The sequence below is a fragment of the Corynebacterium sp. Marseille-Q2823 genome, assembly GCF_903645345.1.
In the GTDB taxonomy this organism is placed as follows: Bacteria; Actinomycetota; Actinomycetes; order Mycobacteriales; family Mycobacteriaceae; genus Corynebacterium; species Corynebacterium hiratae.
In genome coordinates, this window is record NZ_CAHJXS010000002.1 from 356493 (window position 1) to 378026 (window position 21534).

The following is a 21534-nucleotide window of genomic DNA, read 5'->3' on the forward strand; positions in this document are numbered from 1 at the left end:
ACCGGGGTGAGGCGGCGCTGTCTGCTTATCTGCGACAGTATTACTTATCGCGCAGGGTCTGACCCAGTTCGTGGACCTGAATCATATTCGTGTTACCGGAGATTCCAGGAGGGGTACCGGCGATGACGATGATCATATCGCCCTCCTTGTACTTATCCATTCCCAGCAGCGCCCCATCGATGGCGGCCATCATGTCATCGGTGGACTCAACCGCGTCACTCAAGAAGGTCTCCGCGCCCCACGTCAAGGCCAGCTGCGAGCGCACCGCCGGGTGCGGGGTAAAGGCCAAGAGCGGCAACGGGGAGTGCAGTCGAGCCACACGCTTAGCGGTATCACCGGACGTCGTAAAGGCCACGATAGCCTTCGCGTTAAGGCGCTCAGCAATATCGCGTGCGGAGTAAGACACAACACCACGCTTGGTGCGCGGGACGTGCGTCAGCGGAGGAACCTGGCCGCCCTGCTCAGCATTCATCACGATCCGGGACATCGTGCGCACAACATTGTGGGGGTCGATGCCGACGGAGGTCTCACCGGAGAGCATGACCGCATCGGCGCCATCGAGCACTGCGTTGGCAACGTCGGAGGCCTCCGCACGAGTCGGGCGCAGGTTGGAGATCATGGAATCGAGCATCTGCGTTGCCACGATCACCGGCTTGGCATTCTCACGAGCGATCTGGATAGCGCGCTTCTGGAACAGCGGAACCTGTTCCAGCGGAACCTCGACGCCGAGGTCACCGCGGGCGATCATGATCGCATCGAAGGCTAGGACGATGGACTCGAGGGCGTCGACTGCCTCCGGCTTCTCGAGCTTGGCGATGACCGGAACGCGGCGGCCTTCCTCATCCATGATCTCGTGGACCTTGTCCACGTCAGCCGGGGAGCGCACGAAGGACAAGGCGACCATGTCTACGCCGAGCTTCAAGGCGAAGCGAAGATCTGCGATGTCCTTTTCCGACAGCGCCGGAACAGAAATGTCCATTCCCGGCAGGGACACGCCCTTGTTATTCGAGACCGGTCCGCCCTCGGTAACCTCGCAGACAACGTCGTTGCCGTCGACTTCCTTGCACACGACGGCGACCTTGCCATCGTCGATCAGCAGGCGGTCACCCGGCTTCGCGTCCTGTGCCAGGTTCTTGTAGGTGGTGGACACGCGGTCGTGTGTGCCTTCGACGTCATCAACGGTGATGCGGACGATTTCGCCGTCCTTCCACATCTCTTCACCGTTGACGAAACGGCCTAGGCGAATCTTCGGGCCTTGCAGGTCCGCCAAGACGCCGACTGCGTGGCCGGTCTCATCGGTGGCCTCGCGGACCCAGCGGTAGTTCGCCTCGTGGTCCGCATGCTCGCCGTGGGACATGTTCAGACGCGCCACGTTCATGCCTGCTTCAACAAGCCCAAGAATTCCTTCCTTGCTTGCGACTGCAGGACCCAACGTACAAACGATTTTGGTTCTTCTATCCAACATGGAGTGCCTTATTCACATCGGGAGTTTCTAACGGTTCCTAAACTACCCCCGTTTACTGGTCTCGGCCACCACGAACGAAGCTCATGCCGGGTTTTCGACCCGTAACGCCGGTATTCCAAGCGGAAAACGCGACACCCGTATTGCAGCTACAAACGGGAATAACCGGGCGCATCCGGGCATTTCAGTTCCGCCGCACCGGTCTTTAGGTTGCCGTGTTAGGCACCGCAAAAGCCACGTGTGATCCCGGCTACTCCACAGAATCTCCGGGCCTATATCCGGTGGGCACTACCCGCATCGTCACCCTTTAGACTCACCGGCGCTACCCTCGGCAGCGCTGCCCACCGCAGTCTCCGTGGCGCGGGTGGGATCGACTTCCTCCGGCGACTCCTGCCCGCGCGGCAGTCGGAAGTACACGATGAGCGCCACGACAAAGCAGACCACGGAAACGATGACGTTGACCCGGAGTCCGAAGATGTGCGTGGCATCGTCCGCACGCATGTTTTCCACGACGAAGCGGCCCGCGGTGTACCCCGCAACATACAGCGCGAAGACACGACCATGGCCAAGCTTGAACGCCTTATGCGCCCAAAGCAGGAACACACATACCGCCACGTTCCACACAAGCTCATAGAGAAAGGCCGGATGCACAGAGGCCACTACTTCCCCAGTCGAGCGGCCGCTGATGGGCGCATACTCGCCGCTTTCATTAACTCGGTAGTAGATGTCGAGGGCCCACGGGACAGTGGTCTCACGGCCATACAGTTCCTGGTTAAACCAATTGCCCAAGCGGCCGATGGCCTGGGCCAGGATAAGCCCTGGGGCGACGGCATCAGCAAAGGGCCCCAACGGAATACCCTTAATCTTGAACATGATCCACAGTGCCACCGCGCCCAGCGCGACCGCTCCCCATATACCGAGCCCCCCGTTGGTGATTTTCACTGCATCGATCGGATCACACGTGGAGCAAAAGTACTTATCGTAATCCGTAATCACGTGATAGAGGCGCCCGCCAATGATGCCGGCCGGGATCACCACTAGGGCAGCATCCCACACCACGTCAGGGTTGCCTCCGCGAGCGGTATAACGGCGCAGCGTCATCCACATCGCGACGAGAATGCCGACGATGATGCACATGGCATAAGCACGAATCGGGACCGGGCCGAGATGCCACACGCCTTGTGGCGGGGAAGGAATATTGGCGAGGTTGTAGATCTGCACGGGAAACAGTGTGCCTGAAAATGACGGCCGCTACAACGCGCTTAGCTTCTGCGCGAAGGGCACGCGGGATGTTGGCCTGCGGCCACCAAGGAACGGGCCAAGGTCATCGGGTCCTGGGCAGCCATGATGGACTCACCAACGAGGATGGCATCAGCACCTTGCGAGGCATAAGACAGCACGTTGCGCGGGCTATTAACACCGCCCACCGCGATACGAGTGATGCTCTCAGGAAGACCGGGCGAAATAGCAGAAAAGGCCTCCCGATTAATAGCATCGGAGGCCAATGACCACGCGTTGATCGCCACGACAGTTCCCCCTGCCTTGATAACGCGATCCACCTCGGCACAGGTGCGGACTTCCAGGATGGCGGTCATCCCGAGGGATTCCACGCGATCGAGAAGTGACTCGAGGCGAGCTTGGCTGAGCAGCTCCACCTGCAAGGGAATCGCGTCTGCCCCATAGCACCGCGCCTCATGAATCTGATAGGGATCAACGATGGTGTCGCGGCACAGCATCGGTATGTCGACGGCTGCACGGGCGACCCGCATGTCCTCGAGTGACCCGTGGAAGCGGCGACGATCTGTCTGACAGGCCATCACATGAACCCCTGCTTCCTCCAGGCTATGCGCCAGTTCTGCCACCGACTTCGGGCTATCCAAGTGGGCAATTTCACCGCCATAGGGCACGGCGCGCTTGATTTCGGTGATGATAGAGCATCCCGGGCGCAGCAGAGCTTTCGCGGCATCGCGCGGAGCGTCCATGTCGCGGGACCTTGCTTTAATTTCCTTGAACGGGACACGGGCCTCCCGCGCGGCTACATCAGCCAGCACTCCGGCCACGAGGTGATCGACGGCGATCGGGGTAGGCATGATTCCACCTCCCTTCCCCGAAGGAGACTCAAAGAAAGAAACAGGGGCGTTCGAGATCACATTTAGGCTAGCGCGCCCCCACCTCTAACTAGAAATCCGGGGCACCCGTTCCCCGCAACAGGGCCTTTCTCACCAGGCTCTCCGTCACTACGCTCGCCGTCGCGACGCGTGTGTTTAGGCGGAACGGGGAGTTTAGGAGGAGCGGGGATCTGTGGGATCAATATCAGCATCCAGCGCGTCCCACATCACGCGGCCGGAATCTTGGGAGGTTTCGAGTTCTTCCTGCAGGCGCTCCTGCCGTACCGCCGGGGTTTCGTATTTGGCTGTGCGGGGTTTATCGGCACCCGGGTTGCTCGCCACCAGCACCGCCCCAAAGAGCGCCAGGGCGGCGCCGACGAGAGCGAGAACTGGGCCCGCAGTCGACGCGTCCGCGGTGAGGACGACGGCCCAATCGGAAATAGTCGTCGTATCCACAGAGGTATCGTTGGTCCCGCCTTGCAGAAGCTCCTGGGCACGCTCCGCCTCGGGGCCGGCGGTCAACAGCGCCACCGGACGCCATCCCGCAGCCGCAGCGGCGAGGGCGGTGATGACGGAGACGATGCGCCGGCCAGTCCGCCCGAGAGCGAAGGCAGCCACGCCACCGGCCAGGACCACCACGCTCAGCGCGATGAGCTCAAGGGACCATAAGGAGCCGGATAGCTCCACCACGCTCGATCCGGCCTTATCGTCTTCGACCGCCGCCTTCACCCACGTCATGCGGGAGGATAGCCACAACAAGATGGCGCCGACCAACATCAGTACGGGTCCGCCGCGCTTAGCCATGATCTTCCTCCCCAAAGAGGTTTCGAGCGTCGAAACAGGTGCGGTCGCCGGTATGGCATGCCCCGCCGCGCTGACGCACGGTGAGCAAAATGGTGTCACCATCGCAATCTAGGCGCGCACCCACTACCTCTTGGGTATTGCCGGACGTCAGCCCTTTAATCCAATACTCTTGACGCGAGCGTGAGTAGTAGGTCCCGCGGCGCGTCGCCAGCGTGTAAGCCAGCGCGTGGTCATCCATCCACGCCAGCATGAGTACCTCACCTCGTTCCGACTGCACGATAGCCGGGACTAGGCCCGCCTCATTGCGCTTGAGCTGCAGGGCAATGTCGTCGCTCAGCTCATAGTCCCCGACGTTCGTGGTGCTGGCGGAGTTAGTGCTGTCCTCTGTCATTGACGGACCTCCTTTCCTGCAGCAGCTAATGCCTGCTTGACCTCGGAAATCTCCACCTCGCCGAAGTGGAAGATACTAGCCGCGAGCACGGCATCCGCTCCAGCGTCGATAGCCGGTGGAAAGTGCTCGGCCTTCCCGGCCCCACCCGAGGCGATGATCGGCACCGAAACCGCTGCACGCACGGCCTCAATCAATTCGAGGTCGAAGCCTGCCTTGGTTCCGTCACCATCCATGGAGTTCAGCAGAATCTCGCCGACCCCCAATTCCTCGCCGCGCTTGGCCCATTCCACAGCGTCGATCCCCGCGGAGCGTGTGCCGCCATGCGTGGTGACCTCAAATCTGCTGGGAAAGCCCGCCGCACGGCGAGCATCGACGGACAACACGATGCACTGAGAACCAAACACATCCGCGAGCTCTCGCAACAACTCGGGGCGCGCAATGGCGGAAGAATTAACGGACACCTTATCGGCACCAGCCCGCAATAGCTCACGAACGTCCTCCACCGACCGCACGCCGCCGCCGACGGTTAGTGGGATGAACACCTGATCCGCCGTGCGGCGAACGACGTCGAGCATGGTGCCGCGGCCGTCCTTGGACGCGGAGACATCCAAGAATGTCAGCTCATCAGCGCCCAGCTGACCATAGCGAGCGGCCAGCTCCACTGGGTCGCCGGCATCACGCAGGTTTTCAAAGTTGACGCCTTTGACCACGCGGCCATTATCAACGTCCAGACACGGGATCACGCGCACGGCAAGCGCCATGGTGACAATCCTCCTCATAGCTAAAGGTGAGATAAACAGCAGTCCACTCGGGACCACCGAACGGTGATGAACATAGTAGGAAAACGGTAAAACGTTAAAGAATAAGTCTGGGATTCAGCGCCAGTGCTGAGCACCGGTTTCAGCCCCGGGACGGGGCCTATTTAGCGGTCCCCACGCGGATTTCGAGCAATGGCCTCCAAAATCGTGGCATGCACCTGCGGGGTCCCGCCCACGAAACCCTTCGAGTGTGCAGTCCACTCATTGCCCTCGGGGTCGCTCACACGGCCACCGGCAGCCTTAATGATGAGCGCGCCCGCCGCGTTATCCCACGGGTGCGGCGAGAAATTCACTGCACCGTCGAACACGCCCTGAGCGACAAAAGCGTTGTCCAGCCCCACCGACCCAGTCATGCGGGGCCGCAACCCGGTCTCCCGTAGGTCGTTGAATAGGCTCGTGGGCAGGTGCGAGGAGCAGCCCACGTGTCCGCGCGCTTCGTCGAATCCGAGAGCCTCCTCTCCTCCCCCGAACCCGGTCGCCGGGCCGCCGGTCGTACGCAGCGGCATCCCTTGCGCCGCAACAACACGGCGGTTCAACAATGGAAAGTCGGCGACGGCGACGACCGGCTTTGCATCGTGCAGGAGCGAAACAAGAATGCCGCAGCACGGATTCCCAGCCGAGTAGTTCGCGGTTCCGTCTACCGGATCCACAACCCACACCGTCTCCTCCAAGTTGCCACCGGACTCTTCACCGAACACCGGAATGCCGGTGAGCTGGCCCAATGTCTGGCGCAACTGCTGTTCGATGAGCAGATCCACCTCGGTAGCAAAGTCTCCTTCGCCTTTGAAACGCGCGGGTGCCGCGCCGAGGCCCCTGCGGAAGAGATCATCAACCTGGTCCACCGCGGCTTCCGCAAAGGCAACAAGTTCGCGCGGATCCGACGCTGAAGTTCCTGTCATCGGGGCCATAGGCCTACTTCTCCTCGATCGGGTCGATGTATTCCTCTCCCGGCAGCGGGGTAACCTCCGCAACGGCTGCAAGAGCCTCCTCCAAGGTGAAGCGCTCTTCGTAGAGTGCTTTACCGATGATGGCGGAATCGATCCCCTCGTTCTCGTAAAGAGCCAACTCGCGCAGATCGTCGAGAGTGGAAATGCCGCCGGAAGCAGTCACCTTGGCGTCCGTGGCGGCCGCCACCTCACGCAGCAGCTCGATATTGGGCCCCTGGAGCGTGCCATCCTTCGACGCATCCGTCACCACGAAACGGGTGCAGCCAGCTGCGTCAAGGCGCTCGAGCACCTCCCAGAGGTCTCCGCCATCGGATACCCAGCCGTGACCGCGTGTGCGCCACTCACCATCCACCATCCGGACGGCGAGGTCCACTGCAATGCGGTCGCCATGCTCTGCGAGGACCTTGGCAATCCATTCTGGGTTTTCCAGCGCCGCGGTTCCAATATTGACGCGGCGGGCACCAGTGGCCAGTGCGCGCGCCAAGGAATCGTCGTCCCGGATGCCTCCGGTCAATTCCACGTCTAGGTCCACGCTCGTCGTAATTTCAGCGAGCAGCTCGTGATTGGAGCCACGACCGAAGGCGGCGTCCAAATCCACCGCGTGCAACCACTGCGCGCCTTGGGCCTGCCATTTGAGGGCGGCCTCCCGCGGCGATCCATAGGACTTTTCGGTTCCTGCTTCTCCTTGGTCGAGGCGTACTGCCTGACCATCAACGACGTCAACCGCGGGCAACAGTGTAAAGCTCATGGTGGGTAGTCTACCTTTCACGCGGGCTCTTTAAAGCGTTCCAATCCAGTTCTTTAGCAGCTGCGAGCCCACATCACCCGATTTCTCCGGATGGAACTGCGTGGCCCACAACGCACCGTTTTCTACCGCGGCGACAAAGCGGTCACCGCCATACTCAGACCACGCCACCTTCGGTGGCTCAGTAATCTCGGTCTCGAGCTCCCAGCTGCGCGCGGCATAGGAGTGCACGAAATAGAAGCGGTCATCCGCGCTCACGCCTTCAAACATGCAGCTACCGCTGGGAAGCTCCACGGTGTTCCATCCCATGTGGGGGAGGACGGGAGCCTGCAAGCGGGTGACCTCCCCGGGCCACTCGCCGCAACCTTCGGTGTGCACGCCGTGTTCAGTGCCTGACTCAAAAAGAATCTGCATACCCACACAGATTCCCAGGACGGGGCGCCCGCCAGCCAAGCGTTGGCCGATAATCCGTGGTCCCTGCGCGGCGCGCAGCCCCTCCATGCAGGCAGCGAAGGCGCCCACGCCGGGGACTAGGAGGCCATCGGCTTCCACGGCTGTCTTGGGGTCCGCGGTGACCGTCACGGTAGCGCCGACCCGCTCCAGCGCGCGCACTGCCGACCGGACATTGCCAGCACCATAATCCAGGACTACTACGTCGTATGAGCTCATCGTGGCTCCTTTCCGGGCCTCCTCGGCCTTCTAATCATGCGCAGGCGAGTCTGAATATCATTCAGCTCGCTCACACGGGTCTTGCCCAAAGCGCGGTCAGCCACGGACATGAGCAGGCCAACCGCAATGATGGCGGCACCAGCCGCGAAGGCGCCATCGTATCCGGACATAGCCACGACGGCGCCGAGAACCGTCGAACCAAGTCCAGTTCCACCGTCGTAGAAGATATTCCACACCGCAGAACCTTCGGACAGGCGCTCGCGAGGGAGACGGTCGAACATCGACAACAAGGCCTCGTTCTGGACGATGCCGAAACCCGCACCATAGATGACCGTGCCGAAGACGAGCAGCCATACTGACCATTCTTGCCACAGCACGGCGGCGATTAGACCCACACCAAAGACTGAGAAAGCCTGGGCTGGAATCATCAACGTGCCTGGCTGGCCCACGCGGTCCGCCACGACACCGGCGACATAGCGTGAAATCATGGCCGCGCCACCGATCACGGACAGCATGAGGCCACCCAGGACAGCGCCACGCTCAGGATCCAGCTCGCGCACCGCCGGGGAAATGAAATTGGAGGCGACGCCGTAGCTCACGGAGAAACTGGTCAGAGCGAGCGCTGGGACGAGCACAAGCTTCCACATTGGTGCCCGCGGAGTGGTATCCGTTGGGTCCGGCAACCCCACTGGAGCTGCCTTGATTTGCGGTACCAAAATGCAGGTAAAGAATCCCAGCAGGCCAAGGCCAGCGGCTAGGAGATACACCGTGTTGTAGTTAAAGGCTGAAGCCACTGCGAGACCCAAAGGCAAGAACGCCATCTGGGCTGCACCGATGAACAAACCGAAGATACCGGTGGCCTTGCCCAGCAAACGCCGCGGCGTAATTTCTGCGATGAGAGCGTTCTCCGCCACCGTGAGAGCGCCGAAACCGATGCCGCGCAGGGCGGAGAATCCCAGTGCGATCGGGGCGGCGTCGCCCAGCATGTGCCCCAACGCCGGCAGCCCCAGCAACAGTGCCGAGGCCGCCATGATCGGGCGATAGCCAAAGATGCGCAGCAGCATCGGCGTCGCCATCTGGGTAAGCACCGTGGCCAACATGAACACGCCAGTCGTGGCACCAGCCAATGTCGCGGAACCGCCGGAATCCAGCACGGCCAGCGGCACCACGGGCAGCAAAACCGACCAAGCGCCAAAAGCGGAAACCACCGCGATCATGGTTTCCTTAAAGCCAGCAACCTTCCATACGCTCTGAGGGGTCTTTTCTGTCACTTCGCTGCCACCCCCGCTGAGAAGATGTCAAGCATCCAGGCCAGCGCCGCGATCGCGGAGACCGCCGCGAGCGCACCCGCGACCACGGTCATCAGCACCGAGCCATTCTGATACGCCGCCCACGCGCCGCCGACGAGCAAACCGGTGACCAGAAAGAGAATGAGAACCAACAAGTTCATAACGGCTTAGAGGGCTCCCTTCGTCGAAGGAACTCCGGTCACGCGAGGATCCCGCTCAGTAGCCTGACGCAGGGCGCGGGCCACCGCCTTGTACTCAGCCTCCGTGATGTGGTGCGGATCGCGGCCGTACCGCACGTTGACATGCAGAGTCGTCGCCGAGTGCGTGGCAAAGGTTTCGAAGAAGTGACGGTTGATCACCGTGGCGTAGTGCCCGCCGATGACCTGCCACTCCATGTTTTCCGGTTCGCCATTCATCACGAAGTAGGGGCGCCCAGAAATGTCGACGACGGCCTCCACCAGCGCCTCATCCATGGGCAGCAGCTGGGACCCGAAACGGCGGATACCGGACTTGTCCCCCAATGCTTCCAGGAAGGCACGGCCGAGAACAATCGCGGTGTCTTCGACGGTGTGGTGGGCATCGATGTCGATATCGCCGTCGGCGTGGACGCGAAGGTCGAAGGAGCCGTGGGTGCACACAGCATTCAGCATGTGATCAAAGAACGGCAGCCCCGTCGAAATATCCGCTTGGCCGGTGCCATCGAGGTTGATTTCTACAGAGATCTTTGTCTCCCCAGTAACGCGCTCGGCGCGGCCAATGCGGTCGCCGCCATCGCGGCGTGCAGCTTCATCAGCGCTCATCGTCCCCACGCTCCTCCTTCAAATCGTGCCCCATAGGAGGGGCTCAGTTAATCATCTCTACTGTATCTGCCAAGTCTTCAGCGGCCGAAAGGAAGGCATCATTCTCTTCAGGCAGGCCAATCGTGGCGCGCAGAAGTCCCGGTACGCCGTTATCTCGGATCAGAACATCGCGGTCCAGGAACCCCTGCCACACCGCGTGCTGATCGGCAAAGCGTCCGAAGGACACGAAGTTGGATTCGCTCAGCACCACGTAGTACCCGAGCTCCTGGAGCCGTGCGACAACCCGGTCTCGCTCCGCCGACAGCTTCGCCACGGTACCCAAGGTCTCCTCCTTGTGTGCCAGAGCCACAGTGGCCGCGATCTGGGAGAGGACAGAGAGGTGATAGGGCAGGCGGACGAGCATGACGGCCTCCACGAAAGCCGGATCGGCCACGAAGTAGCCCAAGCGTCCGCCGGCGAAGTCGAAGGCCTTGGACATCGTGCGCGAGACCACGAGCTTGGTCGGATATTTCGCCAGCAGCGTGGTGGCAGAAGGTGAAGGCGAGAACTCCATGTAGGCCTCGTCCACGATGACGATGCCCGGCGCGGCCTGCACGATCTTCTCCACTAGGTCGATCGGGGTGACGTCACCGGTGGGATTGTTCGGGGTGGTGATGAAGACAACGTCGGGGCGGTGCTTGGCGACGGCCTCCAGCGCTTCCTTTTCCGCAATGCGGAAATCCTCGTTCCGCGGGCAGGAGATGAATTCGGTTTGGGTGCCCGCGCACAGGATGGGGTGCATGGAATAGCTCGGGGTAAATCCCAGCGCGCTGCGCCCCGGCCCTCCGAAGGCTTGGAGCAGCTGCTGCAGCACCTCGTTGGAACCATTGGCCGCCCACACGTTGTCCACGCTGACATTCACGCCGGTCTGCTCACTGACGTACCCCGCCAGCGCCGTGCGCAGTTCGACGGCGTCGCGCTCTGGATAGCGGTTGAGCTCTCGGGCGTGCTTTTCGACGGCCGCCACAATGTCCTTGACCAGCGCCTCCGACGGCGGGTAGGGGTTCTCGTTGGTGTTGAGCTGGTTGGTCACCGTCAACTGCGGGGCTCCATAGGCGCTGGAACCGCGCAATTCTTCGCGCAGGGGAAGATCCTTCAACTCAGCCATTACTTAAGCCTCTTCTTTCTGGGTATCTGGGGCATCGGCGAATCGTGCAGCAATTGCTTCACCGTGGGCAGGCAGTGCCTCCGCGGTGGCAAAGGCAATCACATTCTCCGCCACCTCCCCGAGTGCTGCGCGGTCATACTCGATGAGGTTGACCGGGCGCAGGAAGGTGTGCGTCGACAGCCCAGCGCTAAACCGCGCGGTTCCCGAGGTGGGCAAGACGTGGTTGGAGCCAGCGGAGTAATCACCGAGCGGCACCGGCGAATAATCACCCACGAAAATGGCACCGGCGTGGCGGATACGCTCCGCTACTGCCCGGGCATTCTTTGTGTGAACCTCCAAGTGCTCAGCGGCATAGGCGTCCGCGACAGCAATGCCCGCTTCGAGGTTATCGACCAACACGATGCCGGACTGTTCGCCGCGCAAAGCCTCAGCTGCGCGCTCGGCGTTCGCGGTGGCGGTGTAGCGCTGAGCTACTTCCGCATTCACGGCGGCAGCAAGCTCCTCCGAGTCGGTGATGAGCACGGAGGCAGCCATCGGATCATGCTCCGCCTGGGAAATGAGGTCATAGGCCACGTAGACCGGGTTGGCGGTCTCGTCGGCCAGGATAGCGATCTCGGTGGGGCCGGCTTCCGCATCGATGCCCACCACTCCCTGCACCGCGCGCTTAGCAGCAGCAACAAAGACATTGCCGGGACCGGTGATGATATCCACGGGTTCAAGAGCATCCTCCCCCGTGGCGGGTTCATCGTCGCCGTAGGCCAGAAGCGCGATGGCTTGTCCACCACCGACTGCCCAGACATCGTCCACGCCGAGCATGTGGCAGGTGGCCAGCACCGTCGGGTGCGGCAGGCCACCGAATTCCTTCTGCGGCGGGGAAGCCACGACCATCGCTTCAGCGCCCGCTTCTTGGGCCGGGACGGCATTCATAATGACGGAGGATGGGTACACCGCCTTGCCGCCTGGGACGTAAAGCCCTACCCGTTCGATGGGTTGAAAAACCTCGGTAACCGTTGCACCTGGCGCCAGCGTTGTCGTGTGTGGGGCCGGCTTCTGGTCCGCGTGAACGGCGCGCACGCGGGCGATAGATTCTTCGATAGCTGCCCGGACCTGAGGGGCCAGTTCTTGGGCCGCCTTCTCGAGCTCCTCATGCGGGACCCGCACCGTGGCGGGGCGGATCCCGTCGAATTTCTCACCGAAGTCGAGGGCCGCTGCAACACCACCTTCTCGCACCTTGTTCATCATGGGGATAACAGTGTCCATGACTGAGGAAACATCGGTTCCGCCTCGCGGCAATACTCGGCGCAGGCGGGAGGTGGTGAGAGTCTCTCCGCGCAGGTCAATGGTTCGTAGCATGCTCAAGCCCTTTTCATAAAATACAGCCGCATAATATGCAGCGGTTTCTATACCTTCCCATTACTATACCCGTGCCAAAAAGCCAGCGAGCTGGCAGGTGCAGGTTATAGAATGTGTCACTACTAACACGTTCCGGCACCCCGACTCGGCGAAGGGAGGCGGCGAGATGAGCAACGGCGCCGAAGGTAATGACAGCCACTCCACCTCGGATCTGCTTGCCCGTGTGGAGCACCTCGCGCACCGCGAAAGCCTCCACTGCATCCGGGTCAGCGCGCACGAACTCCTCTTCCCCCATCCGCCGCTCGGGGAGACCCGCGCCTTTATGGATACCGAGGGTGAGCCTATTTTGCGCTTCTGCACCACCCACCACGGTGTCTTGGGCTTCGGCGATATCCCCGCGCTCAGCGAGTTCGTCAACGACTGGAACCACGATTGTCTCTCCCCGCAGCTCGTGCTCAATTATTCCTCCCCGACCGAGGTCGAGGTGTGGGGCCATTCCTTCCTCGTCGTGCACCAGAAACCCACGGCGGCCCAGCTCTCCGCCTCTGTCATCCCTGCGCTGCACAACGCGGCGGCCTGCCTTGAGGAATTAGCGGATCATTTCCCCGTCTTGACGCTTCCCCGCCCGGCGGCTCCGGAAGAACAGATAGAGCTCGACGGCCCCGTCGGCACAGTCGATACCGCTCGTCTCGGGGAGCTTTTACCCGCCCTCGGTATTACGCGTTTCCAAGCAGATGCGGAAGAGGCCGTCTACGCGTGGATAAACGATGTCCTCTTTGCCTTCGCTATCGACTCTGGGCCGAGCCTCATCATCAAAGGCCATTGGGATCCCAACCTCCCAGGAAGCGAGTTCTCCAAAATTTTCCTCATCTGCAATGACTGGAACCGCACCAACCACTCGGCTTCTGCCTTCTGCCACTCCAACGTCGATGGCTTGCAGGTGCGCATTGACTACGCCGTTATGACGGGCGCTGGGCTTTCCGACGCCCAACTGATCACCGCCCTAGGCCGCGGCATCAAACACGTCCTCCACGGCATCGATGACATTTCACGCGATGCTGTGGGCTCCTCCCCCGTCGCTTGGCCCTAAGGAGCCTCTGCCTCAGCCGCCATTGCCTCCGCTTCTTCGTCGTCCACGGCACGAGGAGGATTGACAAATACTGCGGACCAGTACGTAAACATGGCCATGAACGGCCCCACGAGCCAGGCGATGCCGGGCGAGAATTTCGGCACGAACTCCACAATTTCCCCGGGATCGTCCGGGATACTCGTTGCGGTAGCTCCACCAAAGACGTAGAACGACGCCGCGCCAGCCAAGGAAGCCAGGGCTACCCACAGCAATACCCCGACGCCGCGGTAGCGCTCGCCGCGCCGATAGGCAATAAGCCCCAACGCCATACCCAGGGCACCGGTAATGAGTACAAAAGTAATGTAGGAATCAAACTGAACGTTAGCGACGTTGCGCAGGGCGTAGCCGCCATCATCAACCCGGTGCCCCTTGAGGGCAGGACGCCACAGCCCCCACGCGGCGCCGGCCACAGAAAACCCGAGGAGCGCTAATGCGAGCAACCCCGCACCAAATCCGATGGCGCGGGGTATGCGAAAGCTAGGTGCACGCAGTGCAGGCACGATATGTTCTAGCCGCAGAAGGTCCAGTTGCCGTTCTCACGCTTGAAGCGCATGGTGGAGCTGTCCATGCCCTTGCTGGTGTTGACGTTCACGGTTGCGGATGCATCGTCACCGTTGACCACGACATCGTTGATGGACTCAACACCGGTCTTGGACCAGTCAAAGCCCTCCATCTGCGAGGTGTCCTGGCCAGCTGCCGCCATCATGTCCTTGAGCTGGTCCATCGGAACATCCGGAACCTGGTTGTAGTCCACCTGGTCAAGGCCGGAGTTCGGGTCGTTGCGCACTTCAGCGCAGGTGTGCTCCGGGAGGTACTTCACGAAGGAACGCATGGTCTGCTGCTCGTACATGCCACGGACCAGACCATTGATGCCGTCAATGTCTTCCTGGCTTGCAGCCTCACCCTGGACCGGCTCTACCTTCGGCATGCTCTGGAACGGATCAACACCGTTCTCGAAGGGGTTGGCCATGGCCTGATTATCGCCGCCTTCGGGGTTCTCCCCTTCCGGCTTCGGATCGGCGTTCTCGCCGTCCTTATTCTCTTCGCCTTCCTTCTTTTCGTCCCCCTCCTTCTTTTCAGAATCCTTCTCCTCCGACTTTTCCTCGGAGGTCTTGTCCTTGGACTCCGTCGTGGTGGTGGTCTTCACCGCGGAGGAAGCGGTATCGGTAGCGTTCTCATCATCGGAACCGCAAGCAGCCAAGGAGAGCGGCGCGACGAGCGCAACAGCGACGAGGGACTTCTTGGCAGGTGTCAGAAAAGACAAGGGATAACTCCTAATATCTATAGAGAGCGATAGTAAAAACCACGCTGGGCGTGGCAGTTGCTCTTGGGCACTTCACATAACCCTAACAAGGCATGATTGTATAAACCCTACACTTCACCTTGAAGCTTCCTGTGAGCCACGCTTGGTGTTTTTCCGCGCCGCGTAGAGTGGGTTGTTGTGCACCTTTCTCGCGACGCTATCGTTTCCACCGCCCTCGAGCTCTTGACACGCTACGGGCTCGCCGATGTCACCATGCGCCGTGTTGCCACCAACCTCGGCGTTGCTCCCGGCGCGCTGTACTGGCATGTGGCCAATAAGCAATCGCTCATCGCCGCAATGACCTCCGAGATCCTCTCCCCCGTTACAGGAGAGACCACAACGGAGCTGGTCAGCTCCCTTCATGGGGAACTCACGCGCTGGCGCGACGGCGCCGAAGTCGCCATAGCAGGTGCCGCCTTCCCCGAATCCTCAGCAAGTTCTGACTTGGAGAAGCTTTTCACCTCCGCGTTAAAGCGGGAAGCCCCCGGGGCATCACCGGAGGATAGAGGTGTCGCAGCCCGTGCTCTCATCCATTACGTCCTGGGAGCGACCTTCATGGAGCAATCCCGCGAACAGCTCAGTGGGGCGTCGCCAAGCGCAGCTCCCTCAGCGTCGAATGCTGTGTCAGGCGTTGACACCTTGGTGCGCGCCGCAGAACTCATGGTCGCGGGTTTACGCACGCTGTGAACCGATCGCATGCAGCGGAATTGACTAAACTAAGCCTCATGACTGAGACCCGTGCTGATATAACGCCATCTCGCCAGGTGTGGCCTGGTTCCCCCTCCCCACTCGGCTCCACCTTCGATGGGGCCGGTACTAATTTTGCTATCTTTTCCGAGATCGCCGAGAAGGTCGAGCTCTGCCTCATCGATCACAACGGCAACGAAGAACGCATTGAACTGACCGAGATCACCGCCCACGTCTGGCATGCCTACCTTCCCAACGTCAGCCCGGGGCAGCGCTATGGCTACCGCACCCATGGCCCTTATGAACCAGAACATGGCCTGCGCTGCGATCCCTCAAAACTTCTTGTCGATCCTTATGCTCGCGCCTTCGACGGTGACTTTGATGGCGATGCCTCTCTGTACTCCTACGATATCTTCGCGGACGAGCCCGGCACCGGACGCAACGACGATGATTCCCTAGGCCACACAATGCTGTCGGTGGTGATTAATCCCTTCTTCGAGTGGCACGGCGACAACCGCCCCCACACGCCGGATAACGAGACCATCATCTACGAAGCCCACGTCAAGGGCATGACGATGACGCACCCGGATGTTCCGGAGGAGCTGCGCGGAACCTATGCCGGCATGGCACACCCGGCCATCATCAACTACTTCAAGGACCTGGGTGTGACAGCCGTCGAGCTGCTGCCAGTCCACCAGTTCCTGCAGGATGATCGCCTGCGCCAGCTGGGGCTGCGCAACTACTGGGGCTATAACACCTTCGGTTTCTTCGCGCCCCATGCGGACTATGCCTACGCCAAGAAGCCCGGCGAGGTGGTCGCCGAGTTCAAGGCCATGGTTCGCGCCTACCACGAGGCCGGCATCGAAATCATCCTCGACGTTGTCTACAACCACACCGCCGAGGGCAACCACATGGGTCCGACCATTGCTTTCCGCGGCATTGATAACCACGCCTATTACCGGTTGGTTGATGACAACCCCGAGCACTACATGGACTACACCGGCACCGGTAACTCTCTTAATGTCCGCCACCCGCACTCCCTCCAGTTGATCATGGATTCGCTGCGCTACTGGGTAACGGAAATGCGCGTCGACGGCTTCCGCTTCGACCTGGCTTCCACCCTGGCGCGCGAGCTTGATGACGTCGACAAGCTGGCTACCTTCTTCGATCTAGTCCAGCAAGATCCGGTGGTTTCCAAGGTCAAGCTCATCGCCGAGCCCTGGGACGTGGGCCATAACGGCTACCAGGTTGGTAACTTCCCGCCCATTTGGAGCGAGTGGAACGGCAAGTACCGCGATACCGTCCGTGACTTTTGGCGCGGCGAGCCGTCGACGATGGGCGAGTTTGCCTCGCGCCTTACCGGATCTTCCGACCTCTACGCCAACAACGGCCGCCGCCCCACCGCGTCCATCAATTTCATCACCGCGCACGATGGCTTCACGCTGCGTGATTTGGTCTCCTACAACGAAAAGCACAATGCCGACAACGGGGAAGACAACCGCGACGGTGAATCCCACAACCGCTCCTGGAACCACGGTGTGGAGGGCCCCACTGACGACGAAGAGATTAAGAAGCTTCGCCGCCGCCAGGTGCGTAACTTCCTCACCACCCTTCTGCTGTCCCAGGGCACCCCGATGCTGTGCCACGGCGATGAGCTGGGCCGCACCCAGAACGGTAATAACAATGTGTACTGCCAAGACAACGAGATTTCGTGGATCGATTGGTCGATGTTGGAGCAAGAGAAGAACATCGCCATGCACGGCTTTACCAAGCGCCTGATTAATATCCGCAAGAACCACCCGGTGTTCCGTCGCCAGCGTTTCTTGGCCGGCGGCCCCTTCGGCTCTGAGGTGAAGGACCGCGATATTGCGTGGCTGGTTCCCTCCGGCAAGCTGATGACCCCTGAAGACTGGGACTTTGAGTTCGGTAAGGCGCTTATGGTCTACCTCAACGGCAACGCGATTACGGAGACGACTGCCCGGGGTGAGCGCATCACGGATGATTCCTTCATCATGATTTTCAACGCCCACCACGAGGAGATCGAGTTCACTCTGCCGAAGAAGGACTTGGGTGCTAGCTGGCGCCTCATCGTGGATACGTCTGACTCGGGCGGCTACCCGGATGAAGAAAAGCTCATCGCGGCTGAGGGATCCATCGTGGTACAACCACGCACGTCGCTCATCCTCCGCCAGACCGAGCCGCCGGTTTTCGATGACAGCGATGAGTCCGCCGGAGCAGACGAGAACTAGACTGCTCCTTTACCACCTACGCTCTGCTCCCCTGTCCTGAAAGGAATCTGTGTCCTATACCGCCCATGGCGCTGTCATTGATGTCACCGCCGATGCCCTCACGTTCCGCCGCTCCCAGCTTGCTGCGTCCCTCGGCGCACCGGCCCACGAGGCTCTCTCGATGGCCGATGCCACGAGCGTGGAGTGCACGGCGCCAACGGCCACGGGCTTCGGGCAGGTCGTGGTGCGCGGCACGGTCGATGCTGCGGGGAATGCTGGGGACACGGTCATCCGCTTCGCCCCAGGCCAGGACGCGGAGGCCTTCGCTCAGGCGGTCAAGGCCGCCCTCCGCGGCGAAGCGCCGGCGACCAGCAGCCGAGTCGACGGACTGAATTTCACCGCTGTCGATGTGGAAACCGCTAACGACAACTGGGGTTCGGTCTGCCAAATCGGCGCGGTCCGCTTCCGCGATGGTGAAGAAACTGAGTCCCGCACGTGGCTGTGTACTCCCCCGCCGGGTCTGGAGCACTTCGACGATGTCAACATCAGTATCCACGGCATCACAGCAGACGACGTCGCCGGCGCTTCCCCCTTCGCGGACGCCGCTGCCGAGCTCTTCGAGTTCCTCGGTTCCGACACGTTGGTCGCCCACAACGCGCAATTCGATTCCACCGCTTTGCGCAGTGGCCTCCAGAAGGCGGCGGCTCCAGTCCCAGAAGTGCGCCTAGCATGTTCGCTAGCGCTGGCTCGCGACGCCTCCCGCGCCGGCGTTATCGACGTGGCCAACCATAAGCTTCCCACCGTTGCCTCCTACATTGGCGCCGAAGATTTTCAGCACCACGAGGCCACGGCGGATGCCCGCGCCGCTGGGGAAATTGTCAGCGCCTTGGCTCAACGTTTTGGCCACTCCGGTTCCATCGAGGAATTGTTCTCTACCCGCGAGTTTGCACTGGGAACCTTAAGCGAGGATTCGGTTATCCCTGTCCTCCGCGCCAACACCGCACCGCTTTCCGCAGCAGACCTAGGCGCGGGTACAGATTTCCGCGACAACACCCGCATGGCGGGTGCTACCTCGGGTGCTCAGAAGAAGCGCTCCTCCTCGCAGGAGCGCCGCGGGCCGGCCCCGTGGCAGTCCGTGTCCACCCCGGACACCATCCCGGATCCGAACCCCGATGCCGCCCCGGAAGGCGCGTTGTTTGGCCAGAATGTCACCCTCACCGGTGACTTTGAGCCTTTCGACAAGGGCTTGTTGTGGTCCAAGATCGCTGAGCGCGGCGGCCAGGTAGGTAAAAACGTCACGAAGAAGACCACCATCCTCGTCGTGGGCCAGTGGGCCACCAAGACGTCGAAGGAAAAGCGTGCCGAAGAGCTGCAAAGCAACGGCCAGGACATCGCCATCTGGCAGTCCGACAAGCTCTTAGAGGAACTGCAGCTCGACGAAGCCCCACCGTTCTAGGCAGTAAAAGGCGCTAGCGCGCTAGGGCATCCGGGCTCTAGCGCGCGGTGAAATTTCTCTTCTCCGGTGGGAACCTGTGGGCGCAAGACACAGTCCAATAAAGGCAAGGAATCTGCACGAGCCTACCTTTCACGGAGACGAACACATGACCATCGCGCTGCCCACCTCGCTTCACGTCGATCACCTACTCCCTTCGCTCTGCCCGAGCGAAGAGCTCAACGGAATTAAGCTGTGCGATGATGGCTTCGGCGACTCGCCCGCGCGCATCCAGCTTTCGCGGACGCTATCGATGTCCATGGTGCACGGCACGGGTGCCGAAACCAAGCGCGTGAGCCAGCGTGCGTTGGACGATCTGGGCCTGACTACGCGCCAAGCGTGGGATACCGCAGCGCTTAATCTTCAACGCCGCGCGTTAACACAGCAGGGACTGCGTTTCTTTACCCGGCCAGCGGAGCAGAGTCTCAGCGGCGCTGAAGGCAGCCTCGAGGTGCGCGTGCATCGCTGCACCGTATCGTCGTGGTTGGCGCATCCGCAGGCCTTCGTTATCCTGGATAATCATCTGAAACGCTTGAGCCAAGCCACGAGTATTACCTACCTCGTTCCTGATGCGCACACCCTCTACGCGCTGCTGAACGTTTCCCCACAGCGAGCGACGGAACTGGCCTGCCGCGCGGCCGAGTTGCGCCCGCGCCATCGTCCCCCTCTGAGCCTGCAACCACTAGTATTGGCTAACGGCTTCCCTCTCGAGGTGTAGATACGCCTCACGTCATTCTTGCCGTGGCCGAAAGGAGTCACGTTCTTCACAATGCCTGAATCATCCATGTCCCGCCTGGGCAACCAGTACCACTCCTGGGTACGCGCGCACCCCACCGCGGCGCAAGACTTCCGCGACGCCATCGAGGACTTGCTGAACGACGCCGGAATTATCTTCGACCGCGTGGCCACCCGTGTAAAACAATGGCCGTCGCTCAAGGCCAAGGCGAAGAAGCGTCGAGAGAACGGCGAGCTCATGTATCCGAACCCGTGGGAGGATATTCACGATGTTTTGGGCGTGCGGATTACTGTCTTCCACTCCACGATTATCCCAGAGGCCCTGGAGGTTTTAGGAGAGACCTTTACCGTGCTTCGCTCAGTGGATAAGGCAGCGGAGACGCGAATTTCCGGTGGCTTTGGTTATGGCTCCCATCACTTGGTACTGACGGTATCGGAGGATAGCGCCGCCACGCTGGAGGAACTTGAGCCTTATATCGGCTGGACCTTCGAGATTCAGATTCGCACCGTACTCCAGCACGCGTGGGCCGAGTTCGAACACGATATCCGCTACAAACAGGGTCCGAATCCTCCCTCCCCACAGGTCGATCGGCTCTTTACGCTCGCCGCAGGCCTCATTGAGCTGGCGGATCAGCAATTCGATGAAATCGCCGCGCTCAAGGCTCCCAGCTCTGAGGCGGACGATGACGTGGAAATCACGGCAGAGACCCTCCCCGGCGTCCTCGCCATCATTCTGGGTAACCGCTTTCCGCGTTCACGCTCGGAGCACTACCGCTTCCTGGCGGAGCTTTTAGAAAACAACGGCATCAATCGTCTAAGCCAGCTCAGGCAGCTACTCGATGATGACGACATCGCCCACGTTCACGACGCCATGCGCTACCGCTTCCGCCCGGGCCAGGTCAGGCTTATCGACGACCTGCTGCTCAACAAATTCGGCGCCCAGCACATCGAGGCCACCGCCGATGCCGGAGACCGCAGGGACCGCAAGCGCCGTTTGAATGCTCGACTTAAGGCCTTAAAGAACTTCCGGAATAATTAGCGGAATCCACCACGGAACTTCTCCATCTGCCGGCGCTCCTTCTTCGTGGGGCGGCCGGCACCGCGCGGGCGGACCGGGACGGAGGGCATGAACTCCTTCGGCGGTGGCGGCGGGGCATGGTCGATGTAACAGGTGCGCGCAATCGGGGCGCCGACGCGCTTGGACACGGTAGCAAGCACCTCAAGGTCATGCTCGTGATGGTTGCGCCACACGCGCACGCGGTCGCCGGGCACAACCTGCTGCGCGGGCTTGGTGGCGTTGCCGTTGAGTTTGACGTGCCCAGCGCGCACGGCAGTGGCGGCTTCCGAGCGCGTCTTGAACATGCGCACGGACCAGACCCAGGCATCAATGCGCACGGGCCGCCCGTCGGGCTGATTCACCATAGGTT

Annotated in this window: 23 protein-coding genes; 6 read left to right on the forward strand and 17 right to left on the reverse strand. The window is 61.3% G+C overall.

Features of this window, described 5'->3' with window-relative positions; translation table 11 throughout:
* Positions 1–40: 40 nt before the first annotated feature.
* The 14 genes from pyk to hisD all read right to left on the reverse strand — a co-directional run bounded on the left by pyk (position 41) and on the right by hisD (position 12533).
* The gene (pyk, locus tag HWX44_RS03605) at positions 41–1462 is read right to left on the reverse strand and encodes a pyruvate kinase (protein WP_070512713.1); all 1422 of its coding nucleotides are present in this window, start codon (positions 1460–1462) and stop codon (positions 41–43) included.
* Between the two features lie 300 nt (positions 1463–1762).
* Positions 1763–2683: a prolipoprotein diacylglyceryl transferase gene (gene lgt, locus HWX44_RS03610; protein ID WP_175973208.1), complete on the reverse strand. Its 921-nt coding sequence runs from the start codon at positions 2681–2683 to the stop codon at positions 1763–1765.
* A gap of 41 nt (positions 2684–2724) precedes the next feature.
* A complete protein-coding gene (locus HWX44_RS03615) occupies positions 2725–3552 on the reverse strand; it encodes an indole-3-glycerol phosphate synthase TrpC (RefSeq protein ID WP_046648008.1) in 828 nt (275 codons plus the stop codon).
* 192 nt (positions 3553–3744) lie between these two features.
* A complete protein-coding gene (locus HWX44_RS03620; RefSeq protein ID WP_102233607.1) occupies positions 3745–4374 on the reverse strand; it encodes a TIGR02234 family membrane protein in 630 nt (209 codons plus the stop codon).
* Positions 4367–4765 (reverse strand): phosphoribosyl-AMP cyclohydrolase, encoded by a 399-nt coding sequence (gene hisI, locus HWX44_RS03625; protein ID WP_070682077.1) that lies wholly within the window; start codon positions 4763–4765, stop codon positions 4367–4369. Before hisI ends, HWX44_RS03620 begins: the two co-directional genes overlap by 8 nt.
* Positions 4762–5526, reverse strand: a complete 765-nt coding sequence (gene hisF, locus HWX44_RS03630) for an imidazole glycerol phosphate synthase subunit HisF (RefSeq protein ID WP_070512547.1) — start codon at positions 5524–5526, stop codon at positions 4762–4764. Before hisF ends, hisI begins: the two co-directional genes overlap by 4 nt.
* A gap of 161 nt (positions 5527–5687) precedes the next feature.
* On the reverse strand, positions 5688–6491 hold the full coding sequence (locus HWX44_RS03635) for an inositol monophosphatase family protein (protein WP_070512542.1): 804 nt from the start codon (positions 6489–6491) through the stop codon (positions 5688–5690).
* Positions 6492–6495: 4 nt separating this feature from the next.
* A complete protein-coding gene (priA, locus tag HWX44_RS03640) occupies positions 6496–7278 on the reverse strand; it encodes a bifunctional 1-(5-phosphoribosyl)-5-((5-phosphoribosylamino)methylideneamino)imidazole-4-carboxamide isomerase/phosphoribosylanthranilate isomerase PriA (RefSeq protein WP_175973210.1) in 783 nt (260 codons plus the stop codon).
* Between the two features lie 30 nt (positions 7279–7308).
* Positions 7309–7944, reverse strand: coding sequence for an imidazole glycerol phosphate synthase subunit HisH (gene hisH, locus HWX44_RS03645; protein ID WP_070512539.1), 636 nt, complete (start codon positions 7942–7944; stop codon positions 7309–7311).
* On the reverse strand, positions 7941–9161 hold the full coding sequence (locus HWX44_RS03650; protein WP_049155324.1) for an MFS transporter: 1221 nt from the start codon (positions 9159–9161) through the stop codon (positions 7941–7943). Before HWX44_RS03650 ends, hisH begins: the two co-directional genes overlap by 4 nt.
* A gap of 50 nt (positions 9162–9211) precedes the next feature.
* Entirely contained in the window at positions 9212–9394 is a 183-nt protein-coding gene (locus tag HWX44_RS03655) for a hypothetical protein (RefSeq protein WP_049155322.1), read from the reverse strand.
* Between the two features lie 6 nt (positions 9395–9400).
* On the reverse strand, positions 9401–10033 hold the full coding sequence (hisB, locus tag HWX44_RS03660) for an imidazoleglycerol-phosphate dehydratase HisB (RefSeq protein WP_049155321.1): 633 nt from the start codon (positions 10031–10033) through the stop codon (positions 9401–9403).
* 43 nt (positions 10034–10076) lie between these two features.
* Positions 10077–11180 carry a histidinol-phosphate transaminase gene (locus HWX44_RS03665; RefSeq protein ID WP_175973212.1) on the reverse strand — a complete coding sequence of 368 codons (1104 nt, stop codon included), beginning with the start codon at positions 11178–11180 and terminating at the stop codon, positions 10077–10079.
* 3 nt (positions 11181–11183) lie between these two features.
* Positions 11184–12533: a histidinol dehydrogenase gene (hisD, locus tag HWX44_RS03670; protein WP_175973213.1), complete on the reverse strand. Its 1350-nt coding sequence runs from the start codon at positions 12531–12533 to the stop codon at positions 11184–11186.
* A gap of 166 nt (positions 12534–12699) precedes the next feature.
* On the opposite strand from hisD, the gene HWX44_RS03675 reads away from it, so the two are divergent.
* A complete protein-coding gene (locus tag HWX44_RS03675; RefSeq protein ID WP_070546787.1) occupies positions 12700–13623 on the forward strand; it encodes a YbjN domain-containing protein in 924 nt (307 codons plus the stop codon).
* Here HWX44_RS03675 and HWX44_RS03680 read toward each other — a convergent pair.
* Positions 13620–14162, reverse strand: coding sequence for a hypothetical protein (locus HWX44_RS03680; RefSeq protein ID WP_232745218.1), 543 nt, complete (start codon positions 14160–14162; stop codon positions 13620–13622). The genes HWX44_RS03675 and HWX44_RS03680 overlap by 4 nt on opposite strands.
* 8 nt (positions 14163–14170) lie before the next feature.
* Positions 14171–14926 carry a hypothetical protein gene (locus HWX44_RS03685; protein WP_071406841.1) on the reverse strand — a complete coding sequence of 252 codons (756 nt, stop codon included), beginning with the start codon at positions 14924–14926 and terminating at the stop codon, positions 14171–14173.
* Between the two features lie 177 nt (positions 14927–15103).
* Between HWX44_RS03685 and HWX44_RS03690 the strand changes: the two genes are divergently transcribed.
* From HWX44_RS03690 to HWX44_RS03710, 5 genes are all read left to right on the forward strand, one after another.
* On the forward strand, positions 15104–15652 hold the full coding sequence (locus HWX44_RS03690; protein ID WP_046647998.1) for a TetR family transcriptional regulator: 549 nt from the start codon (positions 15104–15106) through the stop codon (positions 15650–15652).
* Positions 15653–15690: 38 nt separating this feature from the next.
* Entirely contained in the window at positions 15691–17901 is a 2211-nt protein-coding gene (gene glgX / locus HWX44_RS03695; RefSeq protein WP_175973215.1) for a glycogen debranching protein GlgX, read from the forward strand.
* Between the two features lie 49 nt (positions 17902–17950).
* Positions 17951–19336, forward strand: a complete 1386-nt coding sequence (locus HWX44_RS03700; RefSeq protein WP_175973217.1) for an exonuclease domain-containing protein — start codon at positions 17951–17953, stop codon at positions 19334–19336.
* Positions 19337–19481: 145 nt separating this feature from the next.
* The gene (locus HWX44_RS03705; protein WP_070512523.1) at positions 19482–20090 is read left to right on the forward strand and encodes a hypothetical protein; all 609 of its coding nucleotides are present in this window, start codon (positions 19482–19484) and stop codon (positions 20088–20090) included.
* Between the two features lie 51 nt (positions 20091–20141).
* Entirely contained in the window at positions 20142–21146 is a 1005-nt protein-coding gene (locus HWX44_RS03710) for a GTP pyrophosphokinase (RefSeq protein WP_175973220.1), read from the forward strand.
* Here the strand turns inward: HWX44_RS03710 and HWX44_RS03715 are convergent.
* Positions 21143–21529 carry an RNA-binding S4 domain-containing protein gene (locus HWX44_RS03715; RefSeq protein ID WP_010190494.1) on the reverse strand — a complete coding sequence of 129 codons (387 nt, stop codon included), beginning with the start codon at positions 21527–21529 and terminating at the stop codon, positions 21143–21145. The two genes, HWX44_RS03710 and HWX44_RS03715, sit on opposite strands and share 4 nt — an antisense overlap.
* Between the last annotated feature and the right edge of the window lie 5 nt (positions 21530–21534).

Coding starts and splice junctions, on each gene's coding strand:
- HWX44_RS03615 (WP_046648008.1), bottom strand. CDS start 3,552: ATGCCTACCCCGATCGCCGTCGATCACCTCGTGGCCGGAGTGCTGGCT.
- HWX44_RS03620 (WP_102233607.1), bottom strand. CDS start 4,374: ATGGCTAAGCGCGGCGGACCCGTACTGATGTTGGTCGGCGCCATCTTG.
- hisI (WP_070682077.1), bottom strand. CDS start 4,765: ATGACAGAGGACAGCACTAACTCCGCCAGCACCACGAACGTCGGGGAC.
- hisF (WP_070512547.1), bottom strand. CDS start 5,526: ATGGCGCTTGCCGTGCGCGTGATCCCGTGTCTGGACGTTGATAATGGC.
- HWX44_RS03635 (WP_070512542.1), bottom strand. CDS start 6,491: ATGGCCCCGATGACAGGAACTTCAGCGTCGGATCCGCGCGAACTTGTT.
- priA (WP_175973210.1), bottom strand. CDS start 7,278: ATGAGCTTTACACTGTTGCCCGCGGTTGACGTCGTTGATGGTCAGGCA.
- hisH (WP_070512539.1), bottom strand. CDS start 7,944: ATGAGCTCATACGACGTAGTAGTCCTGGATTATGGTGCTGGCAATGTC.
- HWX44_RS03650 (WP_049155324.1), bottom strand. CDS start 9,161: ATGATCGCGGTGGTTTCCGCTTTTGGCGCTTGGTCGGTTTTGCTGCCC.
- HWX44_RS03655 (WP_049155322.1), bottom strand. CDS start 9,394: ATGAACTTGTTGGTTCTCATTCTCTTTCTGGTCACCGGTTTGCTCGTC.
- hisB (WP_049155321.1), bottom strand. CDS start 10,033: ATGAGCGCTGATGAAGCTGCACGCCGCGATGGCGGCGACCGCATTGGC.
- HWX44_RS03665 (WP_175973212.1), bottom strand. CDS start 11,180: ATGGCTGAGTTGAAGGATCTTCCCCTGCGCGAAGAATTGCGCGGTTCC.
- hisD (WP_175973213.1), bottom strand. CDS start 12,533: ATGCTACGAACCATTGACCTGCGCGGAGAGACTCTCACCACCTCCCGC.
- HWX44_RS03675 (WP_070546787.1), top strand. CDS start 12,700: ATGAGCAACGGCGCCGAAGGTAATGACAGCCACTCCACCTCGGATCTG.
- glgX (WP_175973215.1), top strand. CDS start 15,691: ATGACTGAGACCCGTGCTGATATAACGCCATCTCGCCAGGTGTGGCCT.
- HWX44_RS03705 (WP_070512523.1), top strand. CDS start 19,482: ATGACCATCGCGCTGCCCACCTCGCTTCACGTCGATCACCTACTCCCT.
- HWX44_RS03710 (WP_175973220.1), top strand. CDS start 20,142: ATGCCTGAATCATCCATGTCCCGCCTGGGCAACCAGTACCACTCCTGG.
- HWX44_RS03715 (WP_010190494.1), bottom strand. CDS start 21,529: ATGGTGAATCAGCCCGACGGGCGGCCCGTGCGCATTGATGCCTGGGTC.